Raw genomic sequence first — 25,202 nt, 5'->3', positions numbered from 1 at the left:
CTCTTTTATATTAAATATATCTTTTAATTTCTTGAATTTAAAGGATAAGCTTATTATAGCATTTTTTATAAAATCCTAATAGCAAAGTCCCTTAAAAAGAAGTAAGGATCGTCAAAAAACGATCCTTACTTCTTTATTACTTGATAAATTATTTATTTACTTACCATAATCCAAGTTCCTTCTGCACATATAGGATTGGGAGGTGTACTTAAAATCCCTCTTTGTATACATCCCTCTACAACCCAATCCATCAATCTTAATTGTGTCATTGTTACAAACATCTTATATTCATTCAAAAGATGCTTGGGTACAAGCTTTTTAATAAGTGGATAGAGATCATCTACCGTCTCCTCTACTAAGTCTTTTAGCTCTCCTTGTATTTTATAAGATAGCTCATAAAACTTTTGCTCATCCTTTGTGTTCATCACTAACACTTTAGGATATAAATACCCTTCCTCAATCTTTAAATAACCCGCTTCAATAGCTTTTGCTGCAACTTCTTGCTCTTGCTTAGATAATTCATCACGCTTTATACCCTCTATTGCCTGTAAAGTTAATAATAATTGCTGATCATTAGCTATATCATGCCCACAAGCAAAATGTTTATCTAGACGTGTTCCATAGATATTTTGGCACTTCACCATCTTATAGCCACATACATTATAAGCCATTATGCCATCTGAGCCATAGAACCCCTCATATATACTCCCCTTACTGTCGCCCACTTCTCCACATGTAATATATTTTTCTTGTCTTTCTTCAATATGACTGAAATATTGTTCTTTTAGGCACTTACTTACTTGTTCCGCATATCTCCAAAACATCATGGAAATAAGAGACCATGCCACAAAAGATAGGTCTACCTGTTTATTTAGGAAAGGAAAATCTAAAATTTCTTTTTCATTCTTCGTTAGATATGCTCCAATTTTCTCCACAAAGCAATCAACTTTTGGTTGGTACATTTGATTAACTTGTTCTATCCCTGTTTTTTCTACCATTATAAAGTTGGCAATATATTTTCCATTCTCTGTTTTTCTTAATAATCCATATTCTCCATTTGCCCCTGCGCATTGAATCTCTAATTCTTCCTCTATAAAAGGCATTGGTACATTTAAAATCTCTGCTAGTTCTTTTGCACTACGTGGTATATCTTTGCAAAGATATATCAAATTTTGTGAGAACATGCGCTCTGCTTTTACTGTTGGATCATTTCCAATAGGACTTCCTGTCCCCATAAAATCAATATGAATAGGTTGTAAAGTTAAATCTCTGCTTTCCATCTTCTCTACCTCTTTCTTAATTGTATTTCGGGCTGAGAACAAACGTTGTTTAACTGTGGTTTCTGTAAGACTAAGTTTGGCTGCAATTTCAGACACTTTCATCTCATCTAGATAATACATAATCATAACATCACGGTACAATTTAGAAAGGAAGCCTATCTCCCTTTTAATCTTTGTATATTGGCTACGATCTTCCTGATTTTCCATATACTCTTCAATAGAATGTGTTAGCATACTTGTACATTCATTCTCACTGTAGGACTCCATACTTATACGTTCTCTTTGCTTTCTACGTTTTTCACAGTAGTCTGCATAGGTATGGTGAGCTATTTTCCATACATAGCTATTGAAGTTTTCAATTTCGCTTACTTGATTTATACTTTTTAAAATCCTTAGAACAATATCCGAGCATAAGTCTTCTGCTTCTTCTGAATGATTACATCTCTTATAGGCAAATCCGTATAGTTTATCTAGAAAAAGTTTGTCTTCTATTTGTTTTCTTACGTTTTCTGTTCTCATAATTCCCCTCAATTTAATTTTCTTTCACTTGTATAGTCGGTAGAAAATATATCTGGTTAGCACTTTACCCTAAATTTTATTATTTTTTATATGATATTACCTGTATATAAGAAAAAGCCTAGAGCAATAAGTCATCTTATTGTCTAAGCTTTCCCCAAACCGTGTTCCATTAACAGTTCTAATTTGTCCTAGCCTATTATAACCTAAAGTTGTGCCTATGACTATATGTAAAATCATACTTTTTCATTTTCCGACATTTGCGTGGTCCGTATACCTTTTTACAAATATGGTTTATATTAAAGGAAGCTATATTGATCTTTCATTTCATATAAGGAGTTTTTATCATGCATTTTCTTGATTTCATACGTACTAAACTTTGGACTTTACTCATTTATATAGGTCTTATGCTCTTTACAAGTTTATTTTTTGTTGTTATGCATCTACCTTTATATTCCATTATTTTCTTTAATTTAACTTTTCTTGTAGCTTATACTACTTTATTACTTCATGAATTTTCCAAGAAATCTAGTTATTACAATAATGTCCTAGATGAACTAGAGCTTCTTGATCAAAAGTATCTCTTATCAGAAGTTATTTCTGAACCTGACTTTCTAGAAGGTAGATTGCTTTACACTATCTTGAAATCTACAAATAAATCTATGAATGATAGAATTGACTATTATCAAAAACTTCAATCTGAATATGAAGAATACATTGAACTTTGGATTCATGAAATTAAAACGCCTATTGCTTCTGCTAAACTTATTGCCCAAAATCATAGAACACCTGAAATCCGTAGTATGGATGAAGAAATTGATAAGATTAATAACTTTATAGAACAGGTTCTCTTTTATTCTAGGAGCCATTTAACTGAGAAAGACTATATTATTAAAGCTTTATCTCTAAAAAAAATAATTAATACTGTCATTAAAAAGTATTCTAAGACTTTTATTTCTCTTCCTATTACATTGGAGCTAAATATTCCTGACTATACAATCTATAGTGATTCTAAATGGGTCGAGTTTATGCTGAGCCAAATTATTAGTAACGCTGTTAAATACCTAGATAAGCCTCATAAAATCATCTCTATTTCTGCTATTGAAAAGGAAAACAGTATTCATCTTACTATTCAAGATAACGGGGTAGGTATACCAGAAAGCGACTTGCGTCGTGTCTTTGACAAAGGCTTTACAGGTGAAAATGGGCGTAAATATGGAAAGTCTACAGGTATCGGACTTTATCTTTGTCATACACTTGCCAACAAGCTTGGACTAAGTCTCTCACTTACTTCTACTTTATCACAAGGTACTACTGTCACTCTTATCTTTCCCAAAAGTAAAATGCACCTTCTAGAAAGCTAACTTACAAATTTGTAAGTTAGCTGTTAGTCTAATCCATCGCAACTTCTTTTAGACTTCTGTATGATAAATCTATCTTAACGAACTCATTACGGAGGTATTCAAAATGGATTTTATTAAAAAAGGCCTAACTAGCTTTGATCTTAAATTACTCGCACTTATTTTTATGACATTTGACCACATTCAACAAATGCTTATAGGGATTATCCCTATCCCATTTTGGTTTGGAATTATTGGGCGTATTTCTGCACCTATCTTTATTTTCATGGTTGCTGAAGGTATGTACCACACTCGTAACCGCATGAAATACATGAGCCGCTTATATATAGCCTCTATAGGTATGGCACTCCTTAACAACCTTGCCAACACCTATTTCCCTATGCCAAATGGTGGTATGATTATCAATAATATTTTCGCAACGATGTTCCTTATCACCTTCTTTATCCACTTTGGTGAAAAAACTATTGTTGCTTTTAAAGAACACAAGCTCGGTCAAGGACTTCTTAACCTCCTTGCTATACTCACTCCTATTCTTGCTTCTTTCATTGTTTTGATGAGTATGGAAACTCTACCACTTTGGGTACTTAGGATTGTACTTGTAGCCATTCCTTTACCTTTATTAGTAGAAGGTGGTATTCTTTGGATTGCATTAGGTATTGGTTTCTATTTATGCCATAACAATAAAAAACATATGGGACTTTTCTATACTGTTTTCTGTATCATTACCTTCTATCTGACAACAGGTATGATATTCTCAGTAGATAACCTATTTTATATTAATTACCAATGGCTTATGATTTTAGCTCTACCTTTTCTTCTTCTTTATAATGGCCAAAAAGGAAAAGGTATGCGTTCTTTCTTCTATATCTACTACCCAGCTCACCTCTATATCTTACTCGGTGTAGCTTATCTTATAAACGGATTCAAATAGGAGGCTTTTATGGAAAAACTATTAAGTGTACAACAAATCCAAAAATATTATGGTTCTCGTGGTAATGTTACCAAAGCTCTAGACCATATTAACCTAGATGTAGACAAAGGAGAATTTGTAGCTATAATGGGGCCTTCAGGGAGTGGTAAAACCACTCTCCTTAACTGTATTTCAACAATCGATACCGTTACAAGTGGACATATCATTATAGACGAACAAGATATTACAACTCTTTCTCAAAAGAAGCTTGCTACCTTTCGTCGTAATCATCTAGGTTTTATCTTCCAAGATTTCAACCTACTTAATACCTTAACTGCATTTGAAAATATTGCACTTGCACTCACTATTCAAAAAGTAAATCCTAAGGAAATTGAAGAGCGTATCCATACATTAGCTACTCAACTAGGTATTACCAATATCCTCTCTAAATATCCTTATGAGCTTTCTGGTGGCCAAAAACAGCGTGTTGCTTGTGCGCGTGCCATCATCACACATCCATCTCTTATTTTAGCTGATGAGCCTACAGGTGCTCTTGATTCAAAATCTTCTAGGCTTCTTCTTGAAAGCTTAGAGTTTTTAAACACCAAACTTAACGCTACTATTATGATGGTTACTCATGATGCTTTTACAGCAAGCTATGCTAAGCGTATTCTCTTTATTAAAGATGGCAAAATCTTTACTGAGCTTATAAGAGGTAATAATAACCGCAAAGACTTCTTTAATCGTATTATAGAGGTCGTAACCCTTCTCGGAGGTGACACCCACAATGTTCTTTAAACTCTCTTTACGTAATGCTAAACGTAGTTTTAAGGATTATATGATTTATTTCCTAACACTAACATTTGGTGTATGCATTTTTTATATGTTTAATGCATTAGATGCTCAACAAGCTATGTTGGAGATTACTACTTCTAAATTAGAAATCATCAAGAATCTCTCACAACTTATGGGGATTATTTCTATATTTGTAGCATTTATCTTAGGCTTTCTCATGATCTATGCTAACCACTTCCTCATTAGACGACGTAAAAAGGAATTAGGCCTTTATCTAACTTTAGGCATGAATCGCCACACGGTTAACTTATTATTGGTTATAGAGTCTTTAATTATTGCTATCTTTGCTCTTATCAGTGGATTAGTTTTAGGTACGTTTTTGTCTCACGGATTATCTATTGTTACAGCACAACTCTTTGCCGTAGACCTTAAATCTTTTACCTTTATTTTCTCTAGTAGTGCCGCTTGCAAATCTATTGTATTCTTTACAATACTTTTTGTTATCGTTATCATCTTTAATACGGTTAGTATTGCAAAATATAAACTGATTGACCTCTTACAAGGAGAAAAGAAAAATGAGACTTTAAAAATGCCTAACTTTCCCCTCGCATGCTTCTTCTTTATTCTTTCTCTTGTCATTTTAATAATCGCTTATACCTTGGCGAGTATTAATGGACTTCGCTCTTTTGATACAAGCTTACTTAGTGCCATTCTCCTTGGTTGTATAGGAACTTATTTATTCTTTTATTCTATAGCTGGAATTGTATCTAAACTCTGTATTAAATACAAAACCTTTTACTATAAAAACATTAATCTTTTTATTGTAAACCAAGTAATGAGTAAAATTAAAACACATCATATTTCTATGAGTGTTATTTGCCTTATGCTTTTCTTTACAATTGGTGTACTCTCTACAGGTCTTAGTATGAGCAAAACACTTACTTCTACTCTAGAGTCTACAACACCTTATGATGCCACCTTATATGTATGGGGTGAGGAAGACCAAGATTCTCTCATTAAGCAACTTGAAAGCTATAACTTCCCTCTTAATGATATTGCAAAGGAATATCTCGAGTTTAACCTTTACCAGGCACCAATTCATTATAGCGATCTATTTAGTCCAGAAATTATGGCCACCTATAGCCACCTTTATAATTTTAACGAAGACCTTAATCTCACTGCTATTAAGCTTTCAGATTTCAATAATATACTTAAGTATCAAGGGGCTACTCCTATTACTTTAGACCCTAATGAATATGCAATTTCATCTAATGTAGATACCTATATTAATCTTTGTAAAGAACCCTTAGGACTTCAAAAGAAACTTACTATCAGTGGTCAGGACTTATCTCCAAAATATAGAGAATCTCTTAACTACTCCCTTGAGACCAGCTACTTTACAAGTAACCAACTCACTTTAGTTTTAAATGATGAGTTCTTAGTTAATGCGTCTGTCTCTAGCATGTATTTAAATATTAATTTCTTTAATAACAAAGAAGAATGTGAAGCACTATTCACTCAATCTCTTGAAGATATAGGACATAATAATCAAGGTTTCTTTATACCCTACACAACTAAGATCAGCACCTATGAAGCTTCTCTAGGATTATCTACAATCGTTACTTATATAGGTATTTATATCGGTTTTGTATTTTTAATTGCTAGCGCAGCAATTCTTGCTCTCCAGCAACTCCTTGAGATCACAGACCATACCGCACACTACGAAATTCTGAGAAAACTAGGTGTACCTTATGATACCCTTAAACGTTCTCTATTCACTCAGATTGCACTCTATTTCTTTACACCACTAAGTCTAGCCCTTGTACACTCAATAGTTGGACTTAATATTACTAATAACTTTATAGTCCAATTTGGCAGCCTCTCCTTAGGTGTTACAACCTTTATAACAGCATTCTTTCTTGTTGTTATCTACGGCGGCTACTTCCTTACAACTTATATCACCGCTAAAAATGTCATTTTAAATAATGGCTATGTTAGATAATATTGAGGATATAGCCGCATATCAAATCCCCCTAGCATTTAAATTAAAATGGTAGGGGGATTTTAAGTAAGGAAATAACTATTTGGTTTATTGACATTACTGTTGTAATAGCTTTATAAACTAGAACTTGCTAAATTACATTCGCTTTTGGAACACAAACATTCCCTCCCCTCCATCACCAATAAAATCTTCGGATGTACCTAATGATGGATTATGTTCATTTTGAAATTCCACTATATGAAAGCCACATTTATTTATATAAAAATGAATATTTCTTTTGTCAAAATAGGGAGTACTAGTTTCCCATACCTTTGTATTGGGATGCAATTTTTCAATTTCACTCCAAATTGCATAGCCAATTCCTTTTGTTTGAGCGCTAGATTTTACATAGAGCAAATCAAGGTGATTGTTTTGTGTTTCATCATCAATAACTACGACAGCACCCCCACACATTTGGCCGTCAACAATTGCTTTATATGCGATAGCACCTTTCTCGTTCAAGGAACAGTCGATATCTTTTTCAGGAAGAATAATACCTCCAGTCTTACCAAAGACATCTTCAAACCCTTTCTGAAAGGCCTCCTGCATGTCTTTCTTATATTGCATTAAGTCTACATCATTAATCTTCACAAGTGAAAATTCCATTATTGCACCCCTTTTCGTTTTTCAAATATAAACATTCCACATTCCTTTTCTTTATCATATTCATTTCATACCTCCTAAAAATAAAAATACTCGGCTATTACATATATGTAATAACCGAGCTCACTCGACATCTTTTCTAACAGGCGGCCTGCAAGCGGTATGCTTACTATCCCCTACACTATGGTGTACTGTCCTCCGATGACATTATTTACTTTTTTATTAGAATACCATTTGTCTTTAATAATGTCAATTACCTCGCTTCAGAGACTACACCGGTAGAGGCACTAATCAAACTGCATGAGTTATTCTATAAAGTAGCCTTGTCCTCTTTTCGTTTGAATCACATTTTCTACACCAATACTTTCAAATTTTTTACGTAATCTATTGATATTAACAGTCAAAGTATTATCATCTACAAACCATTCACTGTCCCATAAATAGCTGACCAAGTCTTCTCTTGAAACAATACATCCTTTATCTTTTGTAAGGCAGGCAAGAATTTTCATCTCATTTTTCGTAAGTTCTACTTCTTGTCCATCATTTATGAGTATGCCTTTAGAGAAATTTATTTTAAAATTATTAAATTGTACAACCTCTTGGTACCCTGCATAGGCCCTTTTTAGGAGTACACTTATTCTAGCTAAAAGTATTTGAGTATTATAAGGCTTTGTGACGAAGTCATCTGCTCCTAAATTCATACTCATCAGTTCATCCATATCACTATCCCTACTTGTAACAATAATAATAGGCGTATCTAAAGTTTGTCTTATTTCCTTACAAATATAGTACCCATCATATACAGGTAAGTTTATATCTAATAAAATAAGATGTGCTTCTGCCTTTTTAATATCTTCTAACACATTTTCAAACTCTTCTATTATTACTACTTCATAGCCATATCGTCTTAAAAGTTCACCTAATTCATTACGTATTTTCTCTTGATCCTCTACTATAAGTATTTTATACATTTCTTCCTCCAATATATATGTAAGTTTTACATCGATTACTCTTAGTCTACCATAATCTTTTCCTTTTATCCCCTCTAGAACTTTTACATAAATAGAAGAGACTATCACCTAGCAATTTGCGATAGTCTCTTCTATTTACTTATTTATATTTAAAATATAGTTGTATTTTGTCGCATGTTTGAGCTCATCTGTTAAAATTTCAAAGACTGCATCTCTATAATACTCTGTTGGAAGTCCAGCACGAATGTCACGATATCTCTCTACTGCTGTTAATTCTCCAAATAATGCTTGCTTAACACCATCAATATAAGATTTAGGTTTCACAAATTCTACATCTTTTGGCTCTGGTACTTGTTGCCCTGTGAAATTTTGATAAATTTGTCTAAGTATTTGCTTATGCTTCTTTTCATCATCACGAATGGTAGTAATAATCGCTTTTTCTTCTGGTGTTGGTGCTGCACCAATTAAGTAATTATAGAAGAGTTCATCTTCTTTTTCATCTTGAACTGAATCATATATAGACATAAGTGCTTGATCTAATGATTTATAAGTTGCAGGTACATTCGTTGTATCATTTCGCATTTTGTTGAGTTGTGCTCTATTATAATGAGGATAAGAATTTCGCATTTTAAAGCTCCTTTATAATGATTCTTCCTTATAGTTTATGGAAAAATTAGGATAAAAGTGCATATTCTCCTCTAGTTAAGCTATAACATAGACATTTTACTTCTTGTTTCTCTAAAAGATTTAATCTCTTATTTTCTGTAAAACTATATTTAAATCCACATCTTTCTATAACATGTTTTGATCTTTCATTAAACTCAAAATGACTACACCATATAACATCTATGTGTAACACCTCAAATGCATAACTAAGTACTGCTTTTACCCCTTCTGTTATATATCCCATCCCCCAATATTCTGGATGAAGTACATAGCCTACTTCTCGTTGTTCCATCACACCAAATTCATCCTTCTTACTTATCTCATGCAACCCAATACTCCCTATAACTTTATGATGAAATTTTAATTCTATGGCATAGACATCTCCTGCTTTTATAAAGCTTTCCACTATCTTCTTACTCATCTCTTTATCCTTGTGTGGTGGCCATCCTGCATTGGGCCCAACTCTAGGATCTTTTGCATAATCATATAAGTCTTCCACATCTTCTAATGTCCATGGGCGTAATACAAGACGTGTTGTTTCTAATACTTTCATCTCCTTCTCCCCTTTTATTACTTTTATTACTTCTATTACTGAATTATAATATTTGACTCTGTTAGACAATATTGAGGATATAGTACAGAAATATAGTCCCTTGGACTGAAGGGGCTGCTCCGTTTGACAGAATAACTATTTACTGTACTTATCCTTTTTATGTACTTCTAAGAAATGTAGGAGTACCAACATAACACCATATACAATTAATCCACACATCACTCCTACGGCACCCTTGATAAGGTCGTTATATCTTAATAGCGATTCAGGATCAAAGCTGATTATTTCTGCTAAGAATGTTAATGCATATAATTCTAATGATAGTACTAAACTAGCTAAAAGAATTATTAGACTTCCCCATGATAACTTATTCATTTTAAATCCTCCCTCCAAACATAGATAAATGAATATCTATTTTACTCTTCTTACGTATAAGTTTATATTGCAAGTCTAAATATTTCAACAAGTAATCTCCCTAGCAAAATATAGCCTCTCGGTCACCATAAGTAACTATCCTTGAATCATAAAAAAGTTAAAATATATTAATTTATACAAAAAACTGCTACACCTTAATGTAGCAGTTTCTTCTATATTATTAAATTTCCATGATAATCGGTAAGATAATTGGATTACGTCTTGTTTTTTGCCAAATAAATGTTCTAAGATCATCTTTAACAACACTCTTAATCTCTGACCAACTTACAATGCCTTGATCTTGACAATGGTCAAGCGAACGTTGAACAACACGTTTTGCTTCATTCATAAGTGGTTCTGCTTCTCTTACATACACAAATCCACGTGAAATCACATCTGGTCCCGATACAACGGCTTTAGAATCGCGCTCTAATGTCATAACAACCATGATGAGACCATCTTGTGAAAGAAGTTTACGGTCGCGAAGAACGACATTTCCTACATCACCTACACCAAGTCCATCTACTAGAACTTGTCCTGATGGTACACGTCCTACAACTTTACAACCTTCTGCATTCATCTCAAGCACATCTCCAATAGAGAGAATCATTGTATTTTCTTTTTCCATTCCTAGCTCTACAGCAAGTTCTGTATGTTGTTGTAAGTGTCTATATTCACCATGCACTGGAATAAAGTATTTTGGCCTTACAAGTGCATGAATGAGTTTAAGTTCTTCTTGAGTTGCATGGCCTGATACGTGAGTATCTTCACGTACAATAATAGTTCCTTTTTTCGCTAACTCATTAACAACTTTTGATACAGTTTTTTCATTCCCAGGAATAGGTGTTGAACTAAGTACAATAACATCTCCTGGTTTTAAATCAATTTGTTTATGTTCTGAGAATGCCATTCTAGATAGAGCAGCCATTGGCTCACCTTGGCTTCCTGTCATAATTGTTACAAGTTCTTCATCTTTATAACGATTAATTTGATTTGACTCAATTAAAGTCTTTTCTGGAATATCTAAATATCCTAATTCATTCGCTGTACGTACAATGTTGACCATACTACGACCTAGTACTGCTACTTTACGATTATGTTTGTGTGCTGCAGTAATTACTTGTTGCACACGGTCAATATTCGAAGCAAAAGTAGCAACCATAATACGTCTATCTTTATATTGGTTAAATACCTTATCTATAGTTTCCCCAACTTTTCTTTCTGATGGGTTATGGCCTAATTTCCCTACATTTGTACTATCTGCAAGTAAGGCTAAAACACCTTGTTTTCCAAGTTCTGCTAAACGATGTAAATCTAATACACTACCTCTAATTGGTGTGTAATCTACTTTAAAGTCACCTGTGTGAATAAGTGTACCTACTGGTGTCCAAATTCCTAGCATAACGGCATCTGCTATACTGTGGTTAGAACGGATAAATTCAATTTTAAAGCTGCTTCCGAGTTTAATTGTATCCCCTTGTTTTACAACAATTCTAGTTGTTGTGTTCATCATCTTGTGTTCAATTAATTTATTTTCCACAAGTGCAATAGTAAGTTGTGTTCCATAAACAGGTACATTTAATTCTTTTAAGATATATGGTAATGCACCAATATGATCCTCATGTCCATGTGTTAAAACAATACCCCTAATTCTATCTTTGTTCTGTGTCAAATAAGTAATGTCTGGAATAACTAAATCAATTCCTAGCATATCATCTGTTGGGAATGATAATCCACAGTCAACGATGATCATATCTTCCCCATATTCAAAAACAGTCATGTTTTTTCCGATTTCTCCTAGTCCCCCTAGGGAAATCATTTTAAGTTTTCCTTTTGTGTGTCGTGTTGTCACGCATTTACCTCCATATTTCTCTTTCTTTTTTAATGTATTTATATTTTAGTCTCATTTTTTGCTATACTTATAAATTTGTATCGATTTTTAAGAATATTTCTCTTTCAAAAATACTATTGTTCTCGGTTTTTAAAATTAAATTTACGTTTATTTCATTTTGTCTAATAATAGGTACAATATTCAGGTTAAATCGTTTAATTTGCCGTTCCGATTTCCTTTTTATACCCTTAATATTTACATTTGACCGTTCCATTCAGGTAGCTTTATAAGCTTACTTAACTCTTTTAGTATATAGGTCCACGCCCTAATTGTCAAACCTCCATCTTTTGACAATATAAAAAACTAGATAAAACTTTAATTTTATCTAGTCTCTTTCGTTTTATTCAAACCCTAAGAGTTTGAGAATTAAAACTGCTACATTCCGTTCTTTACCTTTATAAGGGAAAGAATGTATATGGATGGCTGGATTAAAATTGAGTTCAATAATCCCATAACTAGCTTTTACATCTTCTATATTCTCTAGCATCATATCAACGCCACAAATCTTAGCTCCTACTGCCTTAGCGCTTGCTACAGCAATCTTCTTGAAATACTCATGTACTTGATCTGTATAGTCAATGCTATCTCCACCTGTACTAATATTTGAGTTTTCTCTCAAAAAAACTACTTCTTCTAACAAAGGTACTGTTTCAAAATCTTTATTTTGTTGCTTTAGGAAAAGTTTTGCACTTTCATCTAACTGAATCTTCTCCAGCGGTGTTTTATAGCCTTTTCCTCGTAATACATTCTGGTTCTTTATTTCTACTAATTCCCGAATTGTATGTGTACCGTTTCCTATAACATTTGCCGGAACACGATGTAATATACCTACCGCTTCATCATTAATCACTAGGAATCGGTACTCTTTTCCAGGAATAAAACGTTCTACTAGCACTGCATCATCATGAGAAAATGCTATTTCTAAAGCTTTTTGCAAATCTTCCTTACTTGCACCTGTAGGAAAAATACTAATACCTATACCAAAATTTGTTGATTTAGGCTTTATTACAATTGGCTTATTTATATATAAGTCTATTTTATCTTTCGCTTCATCTATATGACTAAAACTTTCACCTTCAGGTACACGTATCCCTTTCTGCTTAAGCAACTTTTTAGTAACAATCTTATTTTCCATCATAAGTGCTGTTATATAGTTGTCTGCGCCTGTCTTAGTCGCCTGTTTGATGTATTCTACATGATTTCTCTTTTTAAGAGCAATAAAGTTTTCCTCTCTATCAAGGATCTCTATTTTAATTCCTCTCTTGACTGCCTCTTTCATTAAAATTTGAGTAGAGAGCTCCATATCTTCATAACCTTCAAACTTGAAACGTTTTTGATAGGCATCATTTTTATAGTTCCTTGCAAGCTCTATACTTGCCTTAAGGTAGCCTTTTTCTTTCACCATTTCTACTATTTGATGGGCATAAGTTAGGGTATAATCTTCAACCTTTTTAATCATTTCGTTTAAGACTTCTTCTTGCCCTAATTCTAGAACATAGTTAATTTCTTGCATGCGTTCTAATATTTCTATACCCCATTCTTCTTTACTAACTAACTTCCCTTCTCTTAAAAGAAGATTTTCTTTTTGCCCATACTTCGCTATACAGCGTTGATTCTTAAGTGCTTCTTGTTGCCATTTGGTATAGTCTGATTCTTCTTCTAATAATAAAAACAGATTAAATAGATGCATGAAATATAAATCATCTAACTTAATCCCCGATTTTTCAAAAGGATTAATATCAATACTCCTATATTCTAAATAGGCTATACCTTCTTCTTGTAAAGATTCTAGTAGGCTTTCATTGTCATAAGCTTTTAATCTAATTTGGCTATAGAGTTCTTTAGGGCTTTCAATGAGTCCGTCTGTTACAAACTTCTCTAGACTTTTTGTATAGTCTTCTATGGTTTGATAGTTTGGAAATAGCTCAACCTTATTGGTATAACCATACTCACTATTTCTATAAGAAAGGGCACCATCATTGGTATAACTATCTTCTGCCACTTCCTGTAATTGCTTAACACATTCTTCTACATAACTTTCATGCATAACACTACTACTACCTAATAGGTAAATTAAAAGCCAACGATAACGTAAATAGTTTCTCGCAACCTTTAAATAGAGATAGTCTCTAAATTCTCTATAGCTTTTATCCTTAGGTCCATGTTCATATAACTTTCTAATAAAATCCTCATTAAATGAAAAATTATAATGGATTCCTGAAACAAGCTGGCGCTTGCCTCCATATTTAGCTAATAACTTTCTTCTATAGGCATAAGCTTTTTCTCCTGAAGGACATTTACAAAATTCTGCAAGTGGAATCTGCTGATCATCAGGGATATTACAAGGCATAGATTGAGGCCATAGATACTCATCTCCTAACTCTAATGCTGTAATATCATATAAAGCACATAAAAACTTGTGTGTTTCTTCTATTGTTTCAAAAGCAGGTGTAATAAGCTCTACCTGACTCTCAGAAAAGTCTGTTGTAATATAAGGATTAAAAAGCTTAGCTCCAAATACTTCTGGATGAGGTGTCGTTGCTAAATTTCCATAACTATCACATCTTAAACTTTCACGCTCAATTCCAAAATGTCCTTTAAGAAGTTCTTTTCCTTTAAATAATTGTTTGATTTCATTTAGCATTGTTGCTCCTCTTTCTTCTCATACAATTTAGGTCATTTAATTTTATTGTGTCCTAAACTCAAAAAAACATGAAAAAGCGTCCCTCATTCTATAGAAGGACGCTATACTATTTATTTCATTTTATTATTACTCAAACAATGATAATTGTAAACTCCCATATCCTTTTTTAGCTAAATGTATAATGTCTTGCATCCTATATACTATCCCTCGTGTTTCACATTCTGTACTAAATAGCTTCCACAAGGCCTTGGCATTAGGAGAGGTACACATATAATTTTCACCGTAGTAGGACATATATTTTTCTTTAATGCCTGGAAATTCTTTATCTAAATGCTCATAAAAATACTCTCGTTGCTGTTGCCTAAGTGTCATCCCCATAGCTGGATAAATAAACTTGGCTCCATTCTCATGCGCTTGCTTTACAATTTGATAAATATTTTCTTCAGTATCTTCTATAAAAGGTAAGACTGGCATCATCAATATACCAGTAAAAATACCTTCTTCACTTAATGCCCTAACAGCTTCAAAGCGTTCAGATGAAGGACATACATAAGGCTCTACCTTTTTAGCCAGTCTATCCTCTGCAGCTGTTACTGTAATTTTAGCTATAACAGGTGCGTGTTGTTTGATTACTTTAAGGACATCTATATCTCTTTTTATCAAGCTACTTTTAGTAGCAATGGCTACACCAAAATCATAGGCACTTATAAGTTCTAGGGCATGTCTTGTAAGCTGTATTTTTTGTTCAATAGGATTATAAGGGTCTGACATAGAACCTGTTCCTATAATCCCCTTTTGCGTCTTACGCCTTAATTCATTACGAATGAGAGTAAGGGCATCTGCCTTTACTCTCACTTCATCAAAGTTCTCTATTTGATAACAACCACTTCTGCTATCACAGTAAATACATCCATGACAGCATCCTTTATAAATATTCATATTATAACGTGTACCAAACCAACTTTCATCTTTTGTTCTTGTTATAATGGTTTTTGCCGGTATTTCTTTTATTTCCATCTTTTAAGTGTTGGGAAATAGCCTCTCATCGCTTGCTTAGCTGCTTCTACATCTGGGTAAACCTTCTCTTTTACAACAATAGGTGCACAGAACTCAATCATCTCATCCATTGTCATCTCACCTACAAACTTTCCTTCATTAAAGCAATATTTACAATACGCTTCATTTAGGCTACCATCTGCATTTGTTCCCAGCTCCTCCTCATTTGTTAATGGCATTGCACAAGACTGACATACTTTCATTTCGCTCATTGTATTAAGCTCCCTTCTGCTTTTTAAATGACTACCTCATAGTCTATAAGTAGCTTAACATTACAAATACGACAACTGTATGTCATATTTAATAACTATATTTTTTTAATATAGCATGAGCTTGCTGTCTGAGCTGTTCTTTTATCTCTAATGGTTCTATAACTGTGACTTGATCTCCAAAGGACAGAAGATAACTCCATACCCATTCACCTCTTGGATAGCGTACATTTACCTCTAGGCTACCATCTTTAAGCAAGCTGACATCCTCTTCTTCAAATTGATCAAACACTCTAAATGCCATATTGGGGTTAAAATGAAGTTTAAGTTGAATCCACTCTTCTGGTCTTACTTCCTCTACCTGCTTATCTATTGTAGGCGGTAGTATCTGTCTGATTTCAAATTCATCCTCTAATAGCTGAATCTGTCTCATTCTTGTAATTTTAAAAGTACGATAGTCTTCCTTATTCCTACAAAAGGCCTGCACATACCAATTTTGCCCTTTAAAGGTCATTTTTACAGGCTCTACTATCCTCAAAGTCTTTTCCCCATAGCTACTTAAATATTCAAACTGTAGACATTGATTATTTATAATTCCTTTTTTAATAATTGTAAATTTATCCTTTTCCTCTTTTGGACTTCCCCAATGTGAAAAGTCTACCTCTATCCAATCCTCTTGTACCTTATCAAAAAGGCTTCCTAATTTCTCTATAACTTGATGAGCATCAGGGTATCTTGCTCCCTTTAAAGTTTGCAATCCCATTAATACTTCACTTTGCTCTTCCTCCGATAAAATTAACTTATTTAATGTACAGCGCTCTAAAAGTTTGATTCCACCCCCAACGCCTTTCGTCGCATAAACAGGTATACCTGCACCACTTAATGTATCCAAATCTCTATAGATTGTTCTAGTAGATACTTCAAAACGTTCTGCTAGCTCCTTAGCTGTCACGCTTTCTCTATTTAATAAAATATATACTATCTCAAACAAACGATTAACTTGTATGATCTTCTCCCCCTTCTTACTTGCTCTTTCTTTTATAGTACCTTATTTTCATTTGCTTTTCCAAGCCAAAACTTCTATACACTAATATCTAAAAATAAAAAAGGTCGCTACCTTATAAGGGTAGTAACCTTCTCTTTTTGTAAAACGTTCTCTTCTATTTCTTAAGCTAAGTTTCGCTTAAGAAATCAACATCCTTTCTATTATAAATTGCCCACATTCTTGGTTAAGCCTATGTAAGCTCCCTGCTACCGCATGTCTACCTTGTTTGGTAAACGGTGTTGGCTCTTTTCCTAGTAATTCTTTAATCTTAGAAAAAATAGGTTTAACAGATAACTTGCTTTCTAACCATTCATATTGTACATCAAGTGTACTCGGCTCCTTGCTTGGATAAGCTCCTTTAACGACTGTTCCCACTGATACGATGGTCCCACCTATGTAAGTAAAAATCATATCTCCTTCTAAAACGCCTTCTAAATCAGGTTCTACTTCAAAAGATTTGTTTTGGAATACAATATAATAATTCATAGCTTATCCCCCTTATAATTAGAAAATAGATGCTATCTTTATTTTACTACAGAATCCAACTAAAAAGGGAGATTTGATAAGAATTTTCTAATTAATTCTTATCAAATCTCCCTTTTCCTTTTTTATTTAAGTAATGGCTTGATATTTACCATGTCTCTTGTTATATTCATACATCCAATGGTTTGGTCTAAAGTTTTTGCTTCTTTTCCAAACTCTCCATGTTCATCACTTCCTGTTGTAATAAGCATATTATGCTTATTACAGAAGTCTAAACAGGTCTTAGTCATCATTTCACTATGTGTTGGATAGTAACATTCAACACCTTGTAATCCCATATTTCTAAGTGTTTCTAATTCTTCTTCTAAAGCTTCTTGTGAGAGTTCTTTGAAGTAAGACATGGGATGAGCAAGCACGCTATATCCACCTGCTTCTTTAATCGCATCACATAGTTCCTCAAGACTTGGGAATCCATACTCTGTGAAATCACAACCATATTCTCTATAATATCTAAATCCCTCAAATAATCTTGAGCTTAGTCCTCTATCAAATAGGTAATGTAGACCTTTCCATCCACCTTTACGTCTATCATACGTATAGGTTTCAAAATCAGCTACTGAAACACGTGAATCTACCTTTTCTAAATTTACAACAAGATCATCACTCATACGATTCATTTCACGGTCTGCTAAGTCAATCAGCTCAAAAAGACGTTTAGAATCTTCAAATCCATAGGCAAGAAGATGTACTACTTTATCTTTATAGCTGGCATTAATCTCTACTCCACGAATAGGGATAATACCTGCTTTACGTGCTGCTTCTTGCAATCCTTCCCAAGATTCTAATTTATTATGATCTGTAATAGCTAAAATCTCTACATTTCTATCTACTGCTTTATCTACAATTTCTTGTGGCGACATGGTTCCATCAGAAAAATAAGTATGCATGTGTAAATCTACTTTCATTCTTTCTCCTCCTTTAAGTCTTTTCTTTGTTATAACCATTATACCTAAAAGCGTATCTTTACTAAAGTCTAAACTCATTTTCCAAAAATTGTATAATTTTCTTTCCCTTTTAGTGTTGACTTCTCTTTTTATTAGGTATATACTACTTTTATCACATTGACGCGGAGTGGAGCAGTTGGCAGCTCGTCGGGCTCATAACCCGAAGGTCTCAGGTTCAAGTCCTGACTCCGCAATTTAAAAAGCCTAAATCTTACGATTTAGGCTTTTTTTGTTTTGTTTTTTAATCGTTCTCTTACTGGTCTTTCATCTTTCTTCCAAAATGTAAAGCACATGCCTACACATATAGTTAAATAGAAAGTGATCATTCTCCATATCAATATGGAGACATTTAAAAGATTTGGCGGGAAGAATAGCCTAAAGAAAGTAAAGAAACTTACCTCTGCCCCTCCAGCTGCGCCTGGTAATGGAATAAAACTTGAAATCATAAGCACAAAAGCTTGTGCTGAAATGATTGATATTACTGATCCATTTAGATTAAAAGCCCTTAGTATAAAATAAGGTACTAAAAAATACACTGTAAGCTGAATGACTGAACAAATCATCATTGCTAAAATCATTTCTTTATTCTGTTTCATCCATTTAAAGCTTTTATAAAAGCTATCAAATTCTTTTCTAATGTAGTGCTTTTTTCTTTCTACATCCTTGACCCATCCAAGCTTTCCTAACCCATCTATTACTTTGCATGTCCATTTAACAGTCCCATTTTTAAAGTAACCAATAGAAAGTAAGCCAAGAACAACGGCTGTATTCACTGCAAATCCAAACCACACCATATAAGTAAAGCCACTTACGGTCTGTGAGAATTCTTCTAGCTTAAAATATAAAACCACCAAGGAGTATAGCGTAAGTACAACTTGATAGACTATAAATTTAGTAAGCAGACAGCTACTGGCTATTCCAAAAGGTACGCCTGTTTTAACCATATGCAATGCTTGCATCGGCTGACCTCCACTAGAAAAAGGTGTAATGCAGTTAAAAAACTGCCCGATCATTGTGGTCTGAACCGTAGACTTAAACTTCTGCCTAGGATGAAGCTTTGCAGTCACTAAGTGTAAAATAAAACTTTCTAGGCCCCAGTACACTACCATGAGTAGTAGTGTACCTAGAATCCACTCTATCTTTGCCTTACTAAAAATCATTAAGAGATTACTCTGTTCTTTATAACTTACATAACTAATGATTCCTATAAGAGAAATTAAGATAATAATTAAATTTCTTTTTTTAATCTTCATTATCCTACAAACCTATTCAGCAAGGTTTTAATCTTTACTGGCTTTGTTTCATTTAAGATTTGATTGTAGAATTCATCCCACATGCTTAATACATGGTCTCTATGATAAAATTCATGCCCTTTCCAAGAGGAAGCACATGCCTTTTGATAGTAGAGTTCATCTTGTGATAGACGCTCTAAAATATTTTTAAATTCTTCTGTATTATTTCCTCTTAAATAGAAATCAAATAGTATATTTTTATAAATATCAATGTCTCTTAATAAAATAGGTATTTTGCAATTCATAGATTCTAAAATAGTCATTGGGAATAATTCTTCAAAAGATGGTAAGAACATCACATCTCCTAAGTTATAGACTTCATTCATCAGTTCTCTATCGATAATTCCTAAGAACTTAAGATTGTCTGGTGGATTTTCCACTACTTCTTTAATTTCTTTATAGCCATCTGTCATTTTCCCAAATGAGAAGCCTCCTGCCCATACAAATTGCATATGAGGCATTTCTTTAGCTATTTGTATAAAGTCAAATATACCTTTTCTCGTTTGGAGCTGTCCTACACATAATACCGTAAATTTATCCGTATCTAAGTTATATTTCTCTCTTAAATTCTTCTTATTAGACTTTTCCATTGGATAGAATTGTTTATCACAAACAAAATTAGGAATATAAGTTACCTTTTCTGGGTCTACCCCATAAGCTGCTAATCTATCAATAAAATATGGATTAACTGTTACAAGATGATCCATACTTTTATAAAACTGTATAAGATACTTATAAAAAACCGCCTTGCATACCTTCGGTAACTGTAAACTACTATCTACTGTTTCTGGCAAGAAGTGCACATATCCTACTGTTACCCCGTTAAATTTTGCAAATGGGATAGATAAGAAATATCTAAAATTGACAGTATGATAATGAGTAATGTCTGCATCTGGCCATTTATTTTCAGTTACTACAAATTGGTCCTTTAACCCCTCTTTTACAAGGTTTACTTGTTCATCATAAGCAGAAAGTACACCTTGCCCTTTTACTTTTGCTGCCTGTGAGAGCATATCAATTTTATAAATCATAATAATCCCCCGTTCATTTTATAAGCTATACCATGCTGTTTATATTACTATATTATCAAGCAATTATTAAAAACCCTGATTCTATTTCTTAAGTTTTCTTAAAGTTATTCTGGGTTATTCTTAATTATAACAAAATTTTTAAATAATTCAACTTTTGCAGACCTTATAGGACTTTCTTCATGAATAAATCACAGCGACTACATACTTCTATTCCTTTTTCTTGTCTAAAGCCAAAACGCTCATAAAGAGGCAATGCCTTAACGAGTACTGAATTGGTTTGAAGTGTTATTGTTTTATAGCCTAACACTTTAGCTGCTTCTAAAGCATTTTCCATAAGCTTCTTACCTAAACCTTTTCCTTGATAACTTGGTAATAGATACATTTTTCTAAGTTCACAAGTCGTTTCATCTACTTTAAATATTCCTGTAGATCCAATAATTCTATTGTCTTCAAGGATAACTTGAAACCATCCCTTATTATTCATATAGTATTTTTCTAAATTGGTGACATCTAAATCTTCCTCTTCTGGATTAAATTCTAATCCATATTCACTAAGCACTTCTCTAACAACCTTAAGAACACCTTCTTCATCTCCTTGTTGAGCTTCTCTAAAATTAATCATAATTTCTTATTTTCTCTCCAATCTTATAATCTATTTTCCGTCATATCTTCTATCTTTATTATAGGCTATAAATGTAAATTTTTAATAAGTTCTTACACTTAAGATAAAAGATAAAAAATTAAAGGCCCCTCTAACTACTATACACATACAGTTAGAGAAGCCTCTATTTTTTATTTTGTATTTATTATTTTAATGCTTTTAAGCGTTTGATTGCTTCTTCTACGTCTTCTCTTTCACCAAATGCTGTAAGTCTGAAGTATCCTTCTCCATTCTTACCAAATCCACTACCTGGTGTACCAACGATATGAGCCTCCTGAAGAAGGTATTCGAAGTACTCCCATGAAGTCATACCAGATTTACACATTAGCCAAATATAGGGTGAATGCTCTCCACCAATAAAAGACATACCTAACTCTGTTAATGCTTCTGTAAGTAAAGCAGCATTTTGCTTATAGTACTCAATATTTTCTTTGATCTGCTGTTGCCCTTCCGGTGTGAAGATTGCCGCAGCAGCTTTTTGGATAATATAAGGTACACCATTAAATTTAGTGGTTTGTCTTCTAAGCCATAATGAATGTAGGGCTACATCACCACATTTTAATTCAAAAGGTACCACTGTATAACCACATCTTGTTCCTGTAAATCCTGCTGTCTTAGAAAGAGAACAAAATTCGATAGCACATTTTTTTGCACCTTCAATTTGATAAATACTTCTTGGTAATGTTTCATCACCAATGAATGCTTCATAAGCAGCATCAAATAAAATAATAGCATTCTTAGCTAATGCATAGTCCACCCACTCTTTAAGCTGGTCTTTTGAGTAGACAGCACCTGTTGGGTTGTTTGGTGAACATAGGTAAATAATATCTGCATCAACTGCATAGTCTGGCATAGGTAAGAAGTTATTGTCTTTGTTTGCTTCCATATAACAAATTGTTCTGTTTGCCATAATATTTGTATCTACATATACTGGGTACACTGGATCTGGAATAAGTACAGTATTATCTGCATCAAAAATATCTAAGATATTTCCTAAATCACTTTTAGCACCATCACTTACAAAGATTTCATCTTCACTTACCTCTGTATGATGCCCTTTGTAGTACTCACTGATTGTTTGACGTAAAAAAGCATAACCTTGTTCTGGTCCATATCCTTTAAATGTTTCTTTAATCCCCATTTCATCTGTAGCTTCATGTAATGCTTTTGTAACCGCTGGACATAATGGCCTTGTTACATCACCTATCCCTAATCTAATCACACGCACATCTGGATTTTGTTTTGTAAACTCTGCTACTTTCTTAGCAATAGTAGAGAACAAATAACTTTGTTCTAACTTTAAATAGTTCTCATTAATTTTCATTTCTATCACTCCTTTATAGATCTAGCGTATACTTGCTGCAATGAAAGCTCGGAAAAGAGGGTGTGCTTTGTTTGGACGACTTTTAAACTCTGGATGGAACTGTACACCTACATAGAAATCATTTTCTGTGTATTCTACAGCTTCTACTAAGTAACCATCTGGTGATGTTCCTGTTATAGATAAACCAGCCTCTTCTAATTGCTCTCTATAAGTATTATTGAATTCATAACGATGTCTATGTCTTTCTGAAATCATTGTTTCTTCGTAAGCTCTTGCCATCATAGAATCTTCTTGTATTTTACAAGGATATGCACCAAGTCTCATTGTGCCACCTTTAGCATGGCGTTCATATTGATCTTCCATTAAATCAATAACTGGGTACTTAGCCTCTGCATCAAACTCACTAGATGTTGCCCCTTCATATCCTAATACATTTCTAGCATATTCCATTACTGCGATTTGCATACCTAAACAAATACCTAGGTAAGGAATATTATGTACTCTTGCGTAGTTAGCTGTTATAACTTTTCCTTCTACACCACGATTACCAAATCCTCCTGGAATGAGGATACCATCGCAACCTTCTAATACTTCTTTTACATTCTTTTCAGTAATGGTCTCTGAATCAATCCATTTAATTTGAACTTTTGCACCATTTGCATAGCCTGCATGATAAAGTGCTTCTGCAACAGAAAGATAAGCATCATGTAATTTTACATATTTACCTACTAAGGCTATCGTTGTTTCTTTTGTACTTCCTTTAATTGTTTCTATAAGCTGTTCCCACTCTGTAAGGTCTGGCGGTGGACATTCTAAGTGTAGTTCACGACATACAATACTTGAGAAGTTTTGTTCTTCTAACATCATAGGTGCCTCATATAGTACTGGCAACGTAATATTTTCAACAACACAATCCATTTTCACATTGCAGAATAAGGCAATTTTTTTTTTGATTGTTTGATCAATAGGCTCATCACTACGTGTCACAATAATATCTGGCATAATCCCTAATGATTGAAGTTCTTTAACTGAATGTTGAGTTGGTTTTGATTTATGCTCATTAGATCCTTTAATATAAGGTACATAAGTGACATGAATAAAGAGGCAATTCTCTCGTCCGACTTCATGTGAAAGTTGACGAATTGCCTCCAAGAAAGGTAGACCTTCTATATCTCCAGTTGTTCCTCCCACTTCTGTAATGACAATATCGGCATCAGTTTTTTGCCCTACAGCATAAATAAATTCTCTTATTTCATTAGTAACATGAGGAATAACCTGTACTGTCTCTCCTAAGTAGTCTCCATTACGTTCTTTATTTAATACACTCCAATAGACTTTACCTGTAGTTAAGTTAGAGTATTTGTTTAAGTTTTCATCTATAAATCTTTCATAGTGACCTAAATCTAAGTCTGCCTCTGCTCCATCTTCTGTCACATACACTTCACCATGTTGATAAGGGCTCATTGTTCCTGGGTCAATATTGATATAAGGATCTAGCTTTTGTGCTGCTACCTTTAATCCTCTGGCTTTTAATAAGCGACCTAATGATGCTGCTGTGATCCCTTTACCAAGTCCTGATACAACACCACCTGTTACGAAAATAAATTTTGTCATAGTTCTACTACCCCCTCGAAAGTCTTTCGTGCTGCGCCAGTCATATAAACAGTTTCATCTGAATGGATGATTTTAAGTTCTCCACCACGTAATTTTACTGTTACTTCTTCATTTTGTTTACAAATGCCATTTAGTACAGCCGCTACTACAGTCGCACAAGCCCCTGTACCACATGCCAATGTTTCTCCACTTCCTCTTTCCCATACACGCATTTCTAAAGTATGTTCATCAATAACTCTTACGAATTCAGTATTTACTTGTTCTGGGAATATCTCTGCATGCTCAAAGAGTGGCCCTATTTTTTCAAGTTCCATAGAAGCTACTTCTTCTACAAAAATAATGCAGTGAGGGTTCCCCATAGATACACATGTTATAGGATAACTATTTCTTCCTATTTGAATATCTTGATGTACAATCTGCGTACCTTCAAGATTGACTGGAATAGCTTTAGGCTCAAGTATTGGTGCCCCCATATCTACGCACACAGATTGTACTTGCCCGTTCTCGGCATTCAATTTCAAGTGTTTGATACCACTTAATGTTTCAATATCTATAGACTCTTTTGTAACTATCTTATGATCATATAAATACTTTCCAACACATCTAATGGCATTGCCACACATTTTACCTTCACTGCCATCTGTATTAAACATACGCATTTTGGCATCTGCTACATCTGAAGTACAAATAAGTACAATACCATCTCCACCTATTCCAAAGTGTCTATCGGATACTGTGATACTTACTTGTTCTGGATGTGGCAAATCCTCATTTAGGCAATCAAAATAAATATAATCATTGCCACAGCCTTCCATCTTAATAAATTTTCTTAGCATGT

Annotated in this window: 23 protein-coding genes and 1 tRNA gene; 5 read left to right on the top strand and 19 right to left on the bottom strand. The window is 33.6% G+C overall.

The features are described from left to right. Positions 1–152 precede the first annotated feature (152 nt). Positions 153–1,799, bottom strand: a complete 1,647-nt coding sequence (locus PBV87_RS07035; RefSeq protein ID WP_271011653.1) for an RNA polymerase sigma factor — start codon at positions 1,797–1,799, stop codon at positions 153–155. 344 nt (positions 1,800–2,143) lie between these two features. Between PBV87_RS07035 and PBV87_RS07030 the strand changes: the two genes are divergently transcribed. The 4 genes from PBV87_RS07030 (at position 2,144) to PBV87_RS07015 (ending at position 6,864) form a co-directional block, all read left to right on the top strand. Then, entirely contained in the window at positions 2,144–3,160 is a 1,017-nt protein-coding gene (locus PBV87_RS07030; RefSeq protein ID WP_271011652.1) for a sensor histidine kinase, read from the top strand. Between the two features lie 103 nt (positions 3,161–3,263). Then, positions 3,264–4,088 carry a TraX family protein gene (locus tag PBV87_RS07025; protein WP_271011651.1) on the top strand — a complete coding sequence of 275 codons (825 nt, stop codon included), beginning with the start codon at positions 3,264–3,266 and terminating at the stop codon, positions 4,086–4,088. A gap of 9 nt (positions 4,089–4,097) precedes the next feature. Continuing rightward, the gene (locus tag PBV87_RS07020; RefSeq protein WP_053986163.1) at positions 4,098–4,865 is read left to right on the top strand and encodes an ABC transporter ATP-binding protein; all 768 of its coding nucleotides are present in this window, start codon (positions 4,098–4,100) and stop codon (positions 4,863–4,865) included. After that, positions 4,855–6,864, top strand: a complete 2,010-nt coding sequence (locus PBV87_RS07015; protein ID WP_271011650.1) for an FtsX-like permease family protein — start codon at positions 4,855–4,857, stop codon at positions 6,862–6,864. Before PBV87_RS07020 ends, PBV87_RS07015 begins: the two co-directional genes overlap by 11 nt. Positions 6,865–6,999: 135 nt before the next feature. Here the strand turns inward: PBV87_RS07015 and PBV87_RS07010 are convergent, their stop codons facing one another. The 12 genes from PBV87_RS07010 to PBV87_RS06955 all read right to left on the bottom strand — a co-directional run bounded on the left by PBV87_RS07010 (position 7,000) and on the right by PBV87_RS06955 (position 18,403). Then, positions 7,000–7,509: a GNAT family N-acetyltransferase gene (locus PBV87_RS07010; protein ID WP_271011649.1), complete on the bottom strand. Its 510-nt coding sequence runs from the start codon at positions 7,507–7,509 to the stop codon at positions 7,000–7,002. Between the two features lie 302 nt (positions 7,510–7,811). Beyond that, a complete protein-coding gene (locus PBV87_RS07005) occupies positions 7,812–8,477 on the bottom strand; it encodes a response regulator transcription factor (RefSeq protein ID WP_271011648.1) in 666 nt (221 codons plus the stop codon). Positions 8,478–8,612: 135 nt separating this feature from the next. Beyond that, positions 8,613–9,104 (bottom strand): ferritin-like domain-containing protein, encoded by a 492-nt coding sequence (locus tag PBV87_RS07000; protein ID WP_271011647.1) that lies wholly within the window; start codon positions 9,102–9,104, stop codon positions 8,613–8,615. Positions 9,105–9,150: 46 nt separating this feature from the next. Next, positions 9,151–9,696: a GNAT family N-acetyltransferase gene (locus PBV87_RS06995; protein ID WP_271011646.1), complete on the bottom strand. Its 546-nt coding sequence runs from the start codon at positions 9,694–9,696 to the stop codon at positions 9,151–9,153. 135 nt (positions 9,697–9,831) lie between these two features. Continuing rightward, complete coding sequence (locus PBV87_RS06990) at positions 9,832–10,071, bottom strand: hypothetical protein (protein WP_271011645.1); 240 nt, start codon at positions 10,069–10,071, stop codon at positions 9,832–9,834. A 220-nt stretch (positions 10,072–10,291) separates the two neighbouring features. Next, the gene (locus tag PBV87_RS06985) at positions 10,292–11,929 is read right to left on the bottom strand and encodes a ribonuclease J (protein WP_053986388.1); all 1,638 of its coding nucleotides are present in this window, start codon (positions 11,927–11,929) and stop codon (positions 10,292–10,294) included. A 412-nt stretch (positions 11,930–12,341) separates the two neighbouring features. Further along, entirely contained in the window at positions 12,342–14,645 is a 2,304-nt protein-coding gene (gene gshAB, locus PBV87_RS06980; RefSeq protein ID WP_271011644.1) for a bifunctional glutamate--cysteine ligase GshA/glutathione synthetase GshB, read from the bottom strand. A gap of 126 nt (positions 14,646–14,771) precedes the next feature. Then, positions 14,772–15,656, bottom strand: coding sequence for an SPL family radical SAM protein (locus tag PBV87_RS06975; RefSeq protein ID WP_271011660.1), 885 nt, complete (start codon positions 15,654–15,656; stop codon positions 14,772–14,774). Then, on the bottom strand, positions 15,653–15,913 hold the full coding sequence (locus PBV87_RS06970; protein WP_053986169.1) for a zinc ribbon domain-containing protein: 261 nt from the start codon (positions 15,911–15,913) through the stop codon (positions 15,653–15,655). Before PBV87_RS06970 ends, PBV87_RS06975 begins: the two co-directional genes overlap by 4 nt. 88 nt (positions 15,914–16,001) lie before the next feature. Next, the gene (locus PBV87_RS06965) at positions 16,002–16,901 is read right to left on the bottom strand and encodes a helix-turn-helix transcriptional regulator (RefSeq protein WP_271011643.1); all 900 of its coding nucleotides are present in this window, start codon (positions 16,899–16,901) and stop codon (positions 16,002–16,004) included. Positions 16,902–17,093: 192 nt separating this feature from the next. Beyond that, complete coding sequence (locus tag PBV87_RS06960; RefSeq protein ID WP_271011642.1) at positions 17,094–17,441, bottom strand: hypothetical protein; 348 nt, start codon at positions 17,439–17,441, stop codon at positions 17,094–17,096. Positions 17,442–17,563: 122 nt separating this feature from the next. Further along, positions 17,564–18,403 carry a PHP domain-containing protein gene (locus tag PBV87_RS06955; protein WP_271011641.1) on the bottom strand — a complete coding sequence of 280 codons (840 nt, stop codon included), beginning with the start codon at positions 18,401–18,403 and terminating at the stop codon, positions 17,564–17,566. Between the two features lie 160 nt (positions 18,404–18,563). Between PBV87_RS06955 and PBV87_RS06950 the strand changes: the two genes are divergently transcribed. Continuing rightward, positions 18,564–18,636, top strand: a tRNA-Met gene (locus PBV87_RS06950). Between the two features lie 24 nt (positions 18,637–18,660). On the opposite strand, the gene PBV87_RS06945 is transcribed toward PBV87_RS06950, so the two are convergent. From PBV87_RS06945 to dapF, 6 genes are all read right to left on the bottom strand, one after another. After that, the gene (locus PBV87_RS06945) at positions 18,661–19,695 is read right to left on the bottom strand and encodes a lysylphosphatidylglycerol synthase transmembrane domain-containing protein (RefSeq protein ID WP_271011640.1); all 1,035 of its coding nucleotides are present in this window, start codon (positions 19,693–19,695) and stop codon (positions 18,661–18,663) included. Continuing rightward, a complete protein-coding gene (locus PBV87_RS06940) occupies positions 19,695–20,765 on the bottom strand; it encodes a glycosyltransferase family 4 protein (RefSeq protein ID WP_301335059.1) in 1,071 nt (356 codons plus the stop codon). Before PBV87_RS06940 ends, PBV87_RS06945 begins: the two co-directional genes overlap by 1 nt. A 163-nt stretch (positions 20,766–20,928) precedes the next feature. Beyond that, the gene (locus tag PBV87_RS06935) at positions 20,929–21,387 is read right to left on the bottom strand and encodes a GNAT family N-acetyltransferase (RefSeq protein ID WP_271011639.1); all 459 of its coding nucleotides are present in this window, start codon (positions 21,385–21,387) and stop codon (positions 20,929–20,931) included. Positions 21,388–21,571: 184 nt separating this feature from the next. Then, the gene (locus tag PBV87_RS06930) at positions 21,572–22,750 is read right to left on the bottom strand and encodes an LL-diaminopimelate aminotransferase (protein WP_271011638.1); all 1,179 of its coding nucleotides are present in this window, start codon (positions 22,748–22,750) and stop codon (positions 21,572–21,574) included. A 21-nt stretch (positions 22,751–22,771) separates the two neighbouring features. Continuing rightward, the gene (locus PBV87_RS06925; RefSeq protein WP_271011637.1) at positions 22,772–24,364 is read right to left on the bottom strand and encodes a CTP synthase; all 1,593 of its coding nucleotides are present in this window, start codon (positions 24,362–24,364) and stop codon (positions 22,772–22,774) included. Continuing rightward, positions 24,361–25,200 (bottom strand): diaminopimelate epimerase, encoded by an 840-nt coding sequence (gene dapF / locus PBV87_RS06920; RefSeq protein WP_271011636.1) that lies wholly within the window; start codon positions 25,198–25,200, stop codon positions 24,361–24,363. Before dapF ends, PBV87_RS06925 begins: the two co-directional genes overlap by 4 nt. Positions 25,201–25,202 lie beyond the last annotated feature (2 nt).

The organism is Holtiella tumoricola, from assembly GCF_027857615.1.
Taxonomy (GTDB): domain Bacteria; phylum Bacillota; class Clostridia; order Lachnospirales; family Cellulosilyticaceae; genus Holtiella; species Holtiella tumoricola.
This window is presented reverse-complemented; position numbering and strand designations above follow the sequence as displayed.